Below are 11,017 nucleotides of genomic sequence, written 5' to 3' on the forward strand. Positions count from 1 at the left end.
CGGCCACGGTCCACGACTGGTTACCTGTTGTGGTACCCAGCACGATGGCGCCGATCAGAAACGGCAGTTCGCGCAGCAGCTCGTGTACCGGGTGGACCAACAACATCCTGGGACTCAACCGCTGCCAAGCGGTTTCGATGACTTGGCGCCGCTCCTCAGCACTGGCGCCGCTCATGCGGCGCACGGCCGGGTCTTCGGCGCTCACGTCGCGTCCTCGGCGCCGATCGCCGCGATGTCGGTCAGCTGCGCGACCAGATGATCGGCGACATCGACGTCGAGTGCGACGATGTGCACCGCGCCGGCCGACGAGGCCGTGGTGACGGTGACGTTGGCCAAGCCGAACAATCTGTCGATCGGCCCGCGATAGGTGTCGACGGTCTGCACCCGCGAGATCGGTGCGATACGCCGTTCCTGGACCAGCCAGCCGGTGCGGGTGAACACGGCCTGCGGCCCGAGCTCCCAGCGGTGCACCCGATAGCGCCACACCGGCACCACGGCCGTCGAGACCACCACGCCGAGCACGGTCGCGACGCCGATCAAGAGGTGCAGCCAGGGCATTCGCTTGTCGAAACCCAGCCAGACGACTTGCCCAACGGCCAGCAGCAGCCACGGCATAATGCCGCCGACCGCCCACCGCAGCGGCGCGCGCCGACTCGGCGGATGTGCGGGATCAACCATGTCCACGCCTTGAGGATGCCACCGACGCCTGCCCGGATTGCACCGACACGGCGACGCCAAATGATGGTGGGTATGGTTCTCTGCGATGAGTTCCGAGGGCAAATGGACCACCGGGGACATCCCCGACCAAAACGGCCGAATCGCCGTCGTGACCGGCGCAAACACCGGCCTCGGGTATCACACCGCCGCGGCGCTGGCCCAGACCGGAGCCCACGTCGTCCTCGCGGTGCGCAACCTGGAGAAGGGCAACCTCGCGCTGGCGCGCATCGTCGCCGCCCACCCGGACGCCGACGTGACGCTGCAGGAGCTCGACCTCGGCTCACTGGCCTCGGTGCGCGCCGCCGCGGCAGCACTGCGCAAGGCCTACCCGCGGATCGATCTGCTGATCAACAACGCCGGGGTGATGTGGACCCCTAAGCAGGTCACCGCCGACGGCTTCGAAATGCAGTTCGGCACCAACCATCTGGGCCACTTCGCGCTGACCGGGCTCCTGCTGGACAACCTGCTGCCGGTGCGGGGCTCGCGGGTGGTGACGGTCAGCAGCACGGGCCACCGGCTACGCGCCGCGATCCATTTCGACGACCTGCAGTGGGAACGCAGCTACGACCGCTATGCGGCCTACGGCCAGTCGAAACTGGCCAACCTGCTGTTCACCTATGCGCTGCAGCGTCGCCTGGCCGAGCAGCACGCGAACACCATCGCGGTCGCGGCGCACCCCGGTGCGTCCAGCACGGAGTTGGGCCGCAGCGCACCGAGGCTGGTCAAGCCGCTGTTCGCGCTGGCCGACACGTTCCTGTTCCAGAACGCGGGGATGGGCGCACTGCCGACGCTGCGGGCCGCCACCGACCCTGAGGTCGAGGGTGGTCAGTACTTCGGGCCCGACGGCCTCGGCGAGCAGCGTGGCCACCCCAAGCTCGTCTCATCCAGCGCCCAGTCGCACGACGAGGACCTGCAGCGCCGGTTGTGGACGGTCTCCGAGGAACTGACCGGCGTCACGTATCCGGTCTGACAGCCGCGGCGGCTCCGTAAGATAACCGCGTGGCACGACGTCCCCGCGCGACCGCCGAGAACCCGACGATCAGCCCGCAGCACGTGCTGTCTCTGCTGCGGCAGACTGTCCCGCCCGTGCATCCGGCCGGACTGCCGTTCATCTCCGCCGGACTGGGTCTGGCTGTCGTCGGCCGACGCTCCCGCTGGCTGCGCCGGACCGGGCTGCTGGCCGCCGGCGCCTGTGCCGGCTTCTTCCGGCACCCGCCGCGAGTTCCACCGACCCGGTCGGGGGTCGTGGTGGCGCCGGCCGACGGCCAGGTGTGTCTGATCGAGTCGGCCGCCCCGCCGCCCGAGCTGGGGATGGGTGACGCGGAGCTGACGCGGGTCGGCATCTTCCTGTCGGTGTTCGACGCCCACGTGCAGCGGGCCCCGGTCAGCGGCGAGGTGATCGCCGTGCAGCACCGGCCCGGTCTGTTCGGCTCGGCCGACCTCCCGGTGGCCAGCGACAGCAACGAACGCAACAGCGTGCGGATCCGCACCGCCGACGGCGCCGAGATCGTGGCGGTGCAGATCGCCGGTCTGGTGGCCCGCCGCATCGTCTGCAACGTCCATGCCGGCGACAAGCTCTCGATCGGCGATACCTACGGGCTGATCCGATTCGGCTCGCGGCTGGACACCTACCTGCCCGCCGGCGCCGAGGTGTTGGTCGGACTCGGCCAGCGGGCGGTGGCCGGCGAGACGGTGCTGGCCGAGTTGCCGTGATCACGAACAAGCCGCGCGGCAGGCGGGTCGTCCCCCTGCGCATCCTGCCCAGCTCGATGAGCGTGCTGGCGATCTGCGCCGGGCTCACCTCGATCCGCTTCGCGCTGGAGGGCCAGGCATACGTGGCGATCGCGCTGATCGCCGCCGCGGCAATCCTCGACGGGCTCGACGGTCGGGTGGCCCGCGCGCTGGACGCCGAGTCGCGGATGGGCGAGGAGATCGACTCGCTGGCCGACGCGGTGAATTTCGGGGTGGCGCCGGCGGTGGTGATGTACGTGTCGATGCTGCCCGGTAAGCCGGCCGGTTGGGTCGTGGTCATGCTGTACGCGGTATCAATTGTGTTGCGGCTGGCCAGGTTTAACGCGCTGCTCGACGACGTGAGCCAGCCGCCGTTCGCGCGGGAGTTTTTCGTCGGCGTGCCGGCACCGGCGGGGGCGATCTGCGCGCTCGGACCGCTGGCCGCCAAGTTGCAGTTCGGCCCCGGCTGGTGGACGTCGCAGTGGTTTGTCTGCGCGTGGATGGTGGCCTGCTCGATGCTGCTGGTCAGCCGCATCCCGATGCGCAAGATGCATGCCGTCTCGGTGCCGCCGAACCTGGCCGCCCTCCTGCTGGCGGGCCTGACCATCGTCGCCGCAGCCGCATTCCTGTTCCCGTACATCCTGATCATGGTGGTGATCGCGGCCTACCTCTGCTACATCCCGTTCTCGGTCCGCACCCACCATTGGCTGGCCGCGCATCCCGAGGCGTGGGGTGAGAAACCCAAGCAGCGACGTGCCACGCGACGCGCGATCCGTCGTGCCCAGCCGAACCGCCGGTCGATGGCGCGACTCGGCCTGCGCCGGCCGACCGGGCGGACATGACCGCTCCGGCTCAGCTCACCTTGACCGCTCGACTGAACACCTCGGCGGTCGACTCGCGTCGGGGGGTTATTCGCTTGCACCCCAATGCGATTGCCGCGCTGGGCATTCGGGAGTGGGACGCGGTGTCGCTCACCGGGTCGCGAACCACGACGGCGGTGGCCGGCATGGCGGGCCCGCAGGTTCCGGTCGGCACCGTCCTGCTCGACGACGTGACGCTGTCCAACGCGGGATTGATCGAAGATGCGGCGGTGATCGTCGTCGCCGCCACGGTGTACGGCGCCAGGTCGGTGACGCTGAGCGGCTCGACGCTGGCCTCCCAGTCGGTGGCTCCGACCACGTTGCGACAAGCCCTGCTGGGCAAGGTGTTAACCGTCGGCGATGCGGTGTCGCTGTTGCCGCGGGATCTAGGCCCTGGCACTTCGACATCGGCGGCGACGCGCGCGCTGGCGTCCGCGGTGGGTATCAGCTGGACGTCGGAGCTGTTGACGGTCACCGGCGTGGATCCCACCGGACCGGTGAGTGTGCAACCGAATTCGTTGGTCACCTGGGGTAATGGCGTCGCGGCCGGGGCCGTCGAGGCACCGGCCACCGTCAAGGCGCCGCAGCTCACCGTGAACGATCTCAAGGGTGTCAGCGCGCAGGCGGCGAAGTTGACCGAATGGCTCAAGCTTGCGCTGGACGAGCCACACCTTCTGCAAACACTGGGCGCCACAACCAATTTGGGTGTTTTGGTATCCGGCCCCGCCGGTGTCGGCAAGACGGCGTTGGTGCGCGCGGTCTGCGCCGACCGACGACTGGTCGAACTCGACAGCCCCGAGGTCGGCGCGCTGGCCGCCGACGACCGCCTACGGCGGGTCGCCGCGTCGGTAACGAAAGTATGTGACGGCGGCGGCGTCCTGTTGGTCGCCGACGTCGACGCGCTGCTACCGGCCACCGCCGAACCCGTTGCGGCGCTGATTCTCTCGGAGCTTCGCAAAGCGGTCGCCGCACCCCGAGTGGCGGTGATCGTCACGTCGTCGGTACCGGAGAACCTCGACCCGCGGCTTCGCGCCCCCGACCTGTGCGACCGGGAACTGGTGCTCAGCCTGCCCGACGGGGCGACCCGCGCGGCGCTGCTGCAGGGCCTGCTGGACCGGGTCCCCACCGTCGACCTCGACCTCGGCGAGATCGCCGACCGCACACCCGGTTTCGTGGTTGCCGACTTGGCCGCGCTGGTACGCGAGGCGGCGTTGCGCGCGGCGGCGCGGGCCAGTTCGGAAGGCAACGAGCCGACGCTCACCCAGGCCGACCTACTCGGCGCGTTGAGCGTGATCCGGCCGCTGTCACGCTCGGCCGCAATGGAGGTGTCGGTCGGCTCGATCACCCTCGACGACGTCGGCGACATGGCGGAAACCAAGCAAGCGTTGACCGAGGCGGTGCTGTGGCCGCTGCAGCATCCCGACACCTTCGCCCGGCTCGGTGTCCAGCCGCCCCGCGGCGTGTTGCTCTACGGGCCACCGGGCTGCGGCAAGACGTTCGTGGTCCGCGCACTGGCGAGCACCGGGCGGTTATCCGTGCACGCCGTCAAAGGCTCTGAGCTGATGGACAAGTGGGTTGGCTCATCGGAGAAGGCGGTCCGCGAGTTGTTCGGCCGGGCACGCGATTCCGCGCCGTCGCTGGTCTTCCTCGACGAGGTCGACGCGCTGGCGCCGCGGCGTGGCCAGAGCTTCGACTCCGGTGTCACCGACCGGGTGGTGGCGGCGCTGCTCACCGAGCTCGACGGCATCGAGCCGATGCGCGACGTCGTAGTGGTCGGGGCCACCAACCGGCCGGATCTGATCGATCCGGGTCTCCTGCGGCCCGGTCGGCTGGAGAAGCTGGTGTTCGTCGAGCCGCCCGATGCTCATGCGCGAGCCGACATTCTGCGAGCCGCCGGCAAGTCGATTCCGCTGCACGACGTGGATCTCGATGCCTTGGCGGCCGACCTGGACGGCTACAGCGCCGCCGACTGCGTGGCGCTGCTACGCGAGGCCGCGCTCACCGCGATGCGTCGCTCGGTCGACGCCGCCGAGATCACCGCGGCCGACGTTGCGGCTGCGCGCGAAAATGTCCATCCCTCACTGGATTCCGCGCAACTGGCCAATTTGCGGGCGTTCGCCGCGGAACGCTAGTCGGCTCGCAGCAGTCGGAACGCCTGAGGCTCGATGACGGAGTCCCTCAGCAGCCGAGCGATCCGATCGGACTGCCGCTCGGCCACCTGCCACTCGCGCTCGTCGCCGTACCTGCGCTCCAACTCGGCCTCGACAGCCGTGACCCGTTGCTGCCAGTCCTTTGGCGGTTCCCAGATGTCGCCCACGCCGCGCCACGCCTCGACGCGCAGGCCCGCTCGACGCACGAGCGAGTCCAACAACTCTCGGGTCGGGAAGAAGCTGTCCTCCGGTTCCCCGGGCGGTGACAGCTCCCGGGTCACCAGGACCAGTAGCCCAATACGACCCGGCGGCCGCACCACCCGCCGAAGTTCACGCAGCAATTCCACCTGGGACTCGGTGGTGCAGAGCACGCCCAGCGCCCACGCCGCATCGAACGCCTCGTCGGGGAACGGCAGGTCTGACGCATCGGCCTGGATCGCGGGGAAGCCGAAGAGCCTGCGCGATGCGCTGCAGCCACCGGCCTGCGGTTCGACGAGTATCGGCTGGACACCGCGCTGCTGCGTGGCATAGGCGGCCGGGCCGCCGACACCGGCGCCGCAATCAAGCAGCGTCTCATCGGCTTTGAGATCCAACTCGGCGATCAACCAGTCGAGTACAGCCGGACTTCCACTACCGCGGCAGCCCGCCGGGATATAGAACTCCTCACCGAGGTGGGTCGCGACCTGCGCGGTCCACTCGGCAAGCGAGTCGAATTCAGCCTCAGCCGGATCGGTCATGTCAGCTCCGCTCGGATTCGCGCACCCACCTCGGCTTTGATCTCCGCGCCGCGCCTGGTGCCCGCCGCAGACGCCAAGCCCGACAGATTGACCCCGTCAATACCGTTGATAGCCAGCAACGCTCGCGCCTCGGCGACGGCTGCCATGATGCCGGCCTCGACCGGATCGGCCGCGTTGACCACACTCTCGACCACTTCCGGTTCCAGTTCCAGCCCAGGCAGGCCTTGCAACACCGCGGCCGACACCACATCGGTGAACACCGCGACCGCGGCCAGCACCGGCATGCGCAGTCCCGCCGAACGTGCGTCATGCATGAACGCCGACAACGCCGACGCCGACGACACGTGGTTGAGAACCGCCAGGCTCGCTCCGGCTCGCTGCTTCTCGATCAATCGGGCCGCCCGCGCGTGGGTCGGCGGCGCAGTAGGCGTTTCCGGAACGGCGGCAACCATGTCGAGCGATGCGGCCAATGCCACCAGCCGCGGTCCGTCGAGGTCGAAGGTCTGCGTGACGTCGGGACGCACGTCGTAGCCACGACCGTCCCCGGTCACGCAGAACACCGTCGTCGCCCCGGTAAAGCGCAGGCCGCGCAGCTCCTGCTCCAGCACAACGCGATTGCGGTCGCGGCAGGACAGCGTGATCCACGGCGTCACACCTTCATCGAGGATCAGTTGGCTCATCAGTGTCGGTGGAAAGTCGGGCCGGTTCTGGTGTTCGCCGACCAACACCGCGTCACAACTCGACGCGAGCGTGACCGCGGTGGCGGCGATGTCCGCGGCATCGAAAGGCGTGCAGCTGAAATCGGTCAGGATGAGCGGGGCGGCCACCGGTGACATCGCGACGGCCGCACCTTGCCATGGCACTACGTCAGCGAAGGCGCAAGGGCCAGAGCGCATTTCGCACTGGCCATCGTGCTTCACGCCCCCGCACGGTCCATACTGCATGCGTTTGGGGCATAGCTGGTCAACCATGTCGTGACCAGATACCCGGTAGCGATGGCCGAAAAACGCCGCGCGTTAGCTATCACCCGGCGCTGAGCGCCTGCATGAGTCGGTTCATCACGGCGCCGGCTTCTCGGCGCGCCTGATCGTGGTCGTCCGCCCGTGCCACGTAGAGCGTGGCCTCGCGCATCGCGCCGAGCATCGTCAGCGCCGTCGCCTCGACCGGCTGCGGCGGGATGCGACCGATCTCGATGGCACCGGCCAGCAGGTCACGCACGAAGCCGATGTTGTAGCGGTTGCCGATCTCGGTCCACCGCGCCCAGCCCAGCACCGCCGGGGCGTCGACGAGCACGATGCGCTGCACTTCCGGATCGGAGCTGGCATCCAGCCAGAAGTCGACACCGAGCCGCATGATCGTGACGGGATCGGTCTGATTCGACGCGGCGATGGACTCGCCCATCCGCGCCGCCAGCTCGCCCTCGACCTGCTCGAACACCGCGGCGAACAGCTCGGTTTTGTCCGCGAAGTGGTGATACAGGGCGCCGCGGGTCACCCCCGCGGACCGCACGATCGTCTCGAGCGAGACGTCGGCGAAACCGTGCGCGGCGAACAGCGAACGCGCGGCCGCGGTGAGCGCCTCGCGGGTCCCGGCGGCCCGCTCGGCCTGCGTTCGGCGGGTAGCGCCCATCAAGCGTTGCCTTTCATACATACCGTATGTATCTTCATACATACGGTATGTAGATTTCTTAATCGTCGACCGGAGAGGTGCACCACAATGCCAAGTTCAGCACTGAAGGCCATTGAAGCCGACCGCGACGCGCTGTTGACGCTCTGCCGGGGTCTCGACGATTCCGTCTGGTCGCAGGACACCGGGTGTCCGGGTTGGTCCGTTCGAGACGTCGTGTCGCATATGGCCTGCAGCTTCTGGCTGGCCGTGGACATGTCGAAACTGCCTGACTCAGCCGGACTTCCGGCCGAGCGAGCCGCCGACTTGTACGTCGACTCGCGCCGGTCCATGACCGCCGCCGAGATTCTGGCCGACTACGAGACCGCCAGCGCCAGAGGGCTGGAGCTACTCGCGGCGGTGGAGACCCAGGACGTCGAGGTGCCACTCGGCGACGTCGGGACCTACCCGGCCGCACTTGTGCCGACTGCCTACGCCTTCGAGCACTACGTGCACATCAGGTATGACCTGTTTCCACCTGACGGACCGTTCGCCGGAGAACCACCGGCGTCCGACGAACTGCGGCTGGCCCCCACGCTGGACTGGATCGAGGCGGCGCTGCCGCAGCAGAACAGCACGCTTCTGGAGGGCTTGGCCAACGCGGTCGAGGTACGTCTGTCCGGTGTCGACACGCGTAGCGTGAAGATCGGCGACGGCGAGCTGGCCGGCCAGATCGACTGTGACGCAGCGGCGTTCGTGCGCTGGGTGACTCAACGCGGCGGCTGGGAATCCTTGGGCGTCGACGCGCAGGGCGATCCGGCGAGCCTCGAGGTCGTCCGCAAGCTAAACGTGTTCTGACCGGAAGCTCGTCAGCAAGGCGCGCGAGGCCGCTGCGACGTCGACCTCCAGCCAATCCGGGATCGGTGTGGAGTTGGCGTGTCGCCGCACAACGGCGTAGGGCAGGTCGACGATCGCTCGCGCCACGGCATCGACGCCGCGCGGATCTTCGCTGCCGTACAACTCGCGCGCGAAGGAGTTGAGCCGGTCGATCAGCGGGGCGTTCTGCGCGGCCAACGTCTGCTGCAGGTCATCGTCGGGTTCGCCGTCGAGCAGGTCGCTCGGGCGCAGCGCCACCAGTAGCCGGGCATCGTCGGGCACCGCACGCAGGAATTCGATCGCCGCAACGGCAGTCGCGACCGCGGACTCCAGGACAGTGTCGCCGGTCGCGGCCAGCGCCCGGCTCTGAAATCTGCCGAGCGCCCGCAACCAGGCGGCCGCCAATATCCCGTCGCGGTTGGCGAATCGGTGGTACAGCGTCCCCGCCGGCGCCCCGCTGGCCTTGGCAATTGCCCCCACGCTGGCGGCACGCGGCCCGTCGGCGAGCACCAGCGCGCGCGCTGCGTCCAGGATCACATCGGTTTGGTGCTTCCGCGGAGGGGCCATGATCTAGTACGGTCCTTCTATATGGAACGATTATCCTATATCGATGAGCATGCCATATCGGTGGCAGCCAACCGTGCCGAGACATGGTCCGCGCTGCTGCGAATCATCTGCCGCGACCCGCACGATCCCTCGTCGGTCCCCACCGGTTTCGTCCTGGACGAAGCCCGGCCACCCGAACGACTGGCGCTCAAAGGCCGACACCTGTTCGCCAGGTACCGATGGGTGTTCGAGTTGGACGCCGACGGACCGCAATGCACCCGCGTGCGTTCGGCGACGTGGGCGAATTTTCCCGGTCTGCACGGCAAGATTTACCGCGCGCTGGTGATCGGCACCGGCGGCCATCGGGTGGTCGTGCGGTTGACGCTGAAACGCATTGCCGCGCGGGCACTCGCCGGCCGGACCGACATCGGCGACGACGCCGCCGACTACGTGGATGTCTTCGAGGTCCCGACCCGACCGGCGGACTCGCGCACCGCCGAGCAGGCACTGCGCGATGCGCTCGGGCAGAATCCCCGCGCCCTCGGCGCCGTGGTGCTGTGGATCCATCGCCACGTACTCGGATTTCGGCTCGGCCCCGCTTCGTCACCCGAGCACCTCATCGGTTGGTCGATCATGCGATCCGACGCCGACGAAGTCGTGCTGGCCGCCAACGGGCCTCTCATGCACGGCGAGATGGACCTGCGACGCCAGGACGGACGCCGTGCCGTACTGACCACCCGCCTGCACTATCGGCGCCGCTTGGCTGCCCGGGCGGTCTGGCTCGCAGTAGGTCCGTTGCATCGGGTGATAGCACCGCAACTGGCGAAACACACTGCCCGCGTTGCGGTTTAGAGCGGCTTCCACTCGGCCGACAGCCGCGCGCCGAACCGCGGCGCACGCAGCTCCGGTGTGGGCGTTGAGGTGCTTGGGCCGGTTGAGCGTGAGCACGGCTACGCCTGTGTCGACGTCGACTGCCACGTCGCTGCTCATTGCGTCGAAGTACACCACGTGGCCCGCTGCCCCAGCGACCGGTTTCGAATTTCACTAATCTGGTCTCATGGCACGGACCGACGACGACAGCTGGAGCGTCACCGAAAGCGTCGGCGCGACCGCGCTGGGTGTGGCCTTGGCGCGGGCCGCCGAATCCGATTGCGGTTGCCCGCTGTTCATCGATCGGTACGCGCAACTTTTCGTCGACGCCGCCGTGGCGCGCGGCTGGGATCCCACGCAAATCGCCAAGCATCTGCCGCTCGTCGGAGGTTATGCGGCGGCGCGCACCAAATGGTTCGACGAGTACTTCATCGCCGCCGGCGCCAACGGCATCGACCAGATCGTGATCCTCGCGGCTGGTCTAGACGCCCGCGCCTGGCGGCTGCCCTGGGTCAGCGGCACCGTCGTCTACGAAATCGACCAGCCGCAAGTGCTCGCGTTCAAAGCGGACACGCTGAAAGCCCACGACGCGCAACCGGCAAGCCGGTACCGGGCCGTGCCGATCGATCTGCGAGCCGATTGGCCGAAGGCATTGCAGGAAGCCGGTTTTGACCCCTCGACGCCCACCGCATGGTCGGCCGAGGGCCTGCTGCCCTATCTACCGCCAGCCGCCCAGGAATTGGCGACCCCGCTCGAGATAGTCCGGATCGAATGCACTCGGGCTCAACGTTTCCGCCGCGATCCGGCTGCCGGCGGCACTGAGCTCGAGAATCCGCTCGAACAACTGGTCCTGGGCGGCTGGCGGTAGATAGGGCAGCAGGCCCTCGGCCGACCATGCGGTGGGCGTCGAGGGGTCAAAACCACC

At 68.5% G+C, this 11,017-nt stretch carries 11 protein-coding genes and 4 pseudogenes; 8 read left to right on the forward strand and 7 right to left on the reverse strand.

Annotated features, from left to right (window positions below):
• Positions 1-175, reverse strand: a pseudogene (locus A5658_RS28270) (hypothetical protein); the annotation flags it as partial.
• A 26-nt stretch (positions 176-201) separates the two neighbouring features.
• Positions 202-684 (reverse strand): PH domain-containing protein, encoded by a 483-nt coding sequence (locus A5658_RS24805; RefSeq protein WP_067341688.1) that lies wholly within the window; start codon positions 682-684, stop codon positions 202-204.
• 79 nt (positions 685-763) lie between these two features.
• Here A5658_RS24805 and A5658_RS24810 point away from each other — a divergent pair, with 79 nt between their 5' ends.
• From A5658_RS24810 to A5658_RS24825, 4 genes are read left to right on the forward strand one after another with little or no spacing between them, the layout of a single operon-like run.
• Positions 764-1,687: an SDR family NAD(P)-dependent oxidoreductase gene (locus A5658_RS24810; RefSeq protein WP_067341691.1), complete on the forward strand. Its 924-nt coding sequence runs from the start codon at positions 764-766 to the stop codon at positions 1,685-1,687.
• Between the two features lie 29 nt (positions 1,688-1,716).
• The gene (locus A5658_RS24815) at positions 1,717-2,430 is read left to right on the forward strand and encodes a phosphatidylserine decarboxylase (protein WP_067341694.1); all 714 of its coding nucleotides are present in this window, start codon (positions 1,717-1,719) and stop codon (positions 2,428-2,430) included.
• Positions 2,430-3,290, forward strand: coding sequence for a phosphatidylcholine/phosphatidylserine synthase (locus tag A5658_RS24820; protein ID WP_067341715.1), 861 nt, complete (start codon positions 2,430-2,432; stop codon positions 3,288-3,290). Before A5658_RS24815 ends, A5658_RS24820 begins: the two co-directional genes overlap by 1 nt.
• Positions 3,287-5,440 carry an AAA family ATPase gene (locus tag A5658_RS24825; RefSeq protein WP_067341697.1) on the forward strand — a complete coding sequence of 718 codons (2,154 nt, stop codon included), beginning with the start codon at positions 3,287-3,289 and terminating at the stop codon, positions 5,438-5,440. The genes A5658_RS24820 and A5658_RS24825 overlap by 4 nt, the downstream gene beginning before the upstream one ends.
• Here the strand turns inward: A5658_RS24825 and A5658_RS24830 are convergent.
• From A5658_RS24830 to A5658_RS24840, 3 genes are read right to left on the reverse strand one after another with little or no spacing between them, the layout of a single operon-like run.
• Positions 5,437-6,195, reverse strand: coding sequence for a class I SAM-dependent methyltransferase (locus A5658_RS24830; protein ID WP_067341700.1), 759 nt, complete (start codon positions 6,193-6,195; stop codon positions 5,437-5,439). The genes A5658_RS24825 and A5658_RS24830 overlap by 4 nt on opposite strands.
• The gene (locus A5658_RS24835; protein WP_067341703.1) at positions 6,192-7,166 is read right to left on the reverse strand and encodes a methylenetetrahydrofolate reductase C-terminal domain-containing protein; all 975 of its coding nucleotides are present in this window, start codon (positions 7,164-7,166) and stop codon (positions 6,192-6,194) included. The genes A5658_RS24830 and A5658_RS24835 overlap by 4 nt, the downstream gene beginning before the upstream one ends.
• Before the next feature lie 52 nt (positions 7,167-7,218).
• A complete protein-coding gene (locus A5658_RS24840) occupies positions 7,219-7,824 on the reverse strand; it encodes a TetR/AcrR family transcriptional regulator (protein WP_067341720.1) in 606 nt (201 codons plus the stop codon).
• An 87-nt stretch (positions 7,825-7,911) separates the two neighbouring features.
• On the opposite strand from A5658_RS24840, the gene A5658_RS24845 reads away from it, so the two are divergent.
• The gene (locus A5658_RS24845; protein ID WP_082993407.1) at positions 7,912-8,658 is read left to right on the forward strand and encodes a maleylpyruvate isomerase family mycothiol-dependent enzyme; all 747 of its coding nucleotides are present in this window, start codon (positions 7,912-7,914) and stop codon (positions 8,656-8,658) included.
• Here A5658_RS24845 and A5658_RS24850 read toward each other — a convergent pair.
• On the reverse strand, positions 8,644-9,243 hold the full coding sequence (locus A5658_RS24850) for a TetR/AcrR family transcriptional regulator (protein ID WP_067341706.1): 600 nt from the start codon (positions 9,241-9,243) through the stop codon (positions 8,644-8,646). The genes A5658_RS24845 and A5658_RS24850 overlap by 15 nt on opposite strands.
• A 21-nt stretch (positions 9,244-9,264) precedes the next feature.
• Here A5658_RS24850 and A5658_RS29440 point away from each other — a divergent pair.
• From A5658_RS29440 to A5658_RS29015, 3 genes and pseudogenes are all read left to right on the forward strand, one after another.
• Positions 9,265-9,651: pseudogene (locus A5658_RS29440) on the forward strand (hypothetical protein); the annotation flags it as partial.
• Between the two features lie 21 nt (positions 9,652-9,672).
• A complete protein-coding gene (locus A5658_RS29445) occupies positions 9,673-10,074 on the forward strand; it encodes a DUF2867 domain-containing protein (RefSeq protein WP_369830564.1) in 402 nt (133 codons plus the stop codon).
• Between the two features lie 205 nt (positions 10,075-10,279).
• A pseudogene (locus tag A5658_RS29015) lies at positions 10,280-10,834 on the forward strand (SAM-dependent methyltransferase); the annotation flags it as partial.
• Here A5658_RS29015 and A5658_RS28275 read toward each other — a convergent pair.
• A pseudogene (locus A5658_RS28275) lies at positions 10,832-11,017 on the reverse strand (class I SAM-dependent methyltransferase); the annotation flags it as partial. The pseudogenes A5658_RS29015 and A5658_RS28275 sit on opposite strands and share 3 nt — an antisense overlap.

Source organism: Mycobacterium sp. 1245111.1 (assembly GCF_001673405.1).
Taxonomy (GTDB): Bacteria; Actinomycetota; Actinomycetes; order Mycobacteriales; family Mycobacteriaceae; genus Mycobacterium.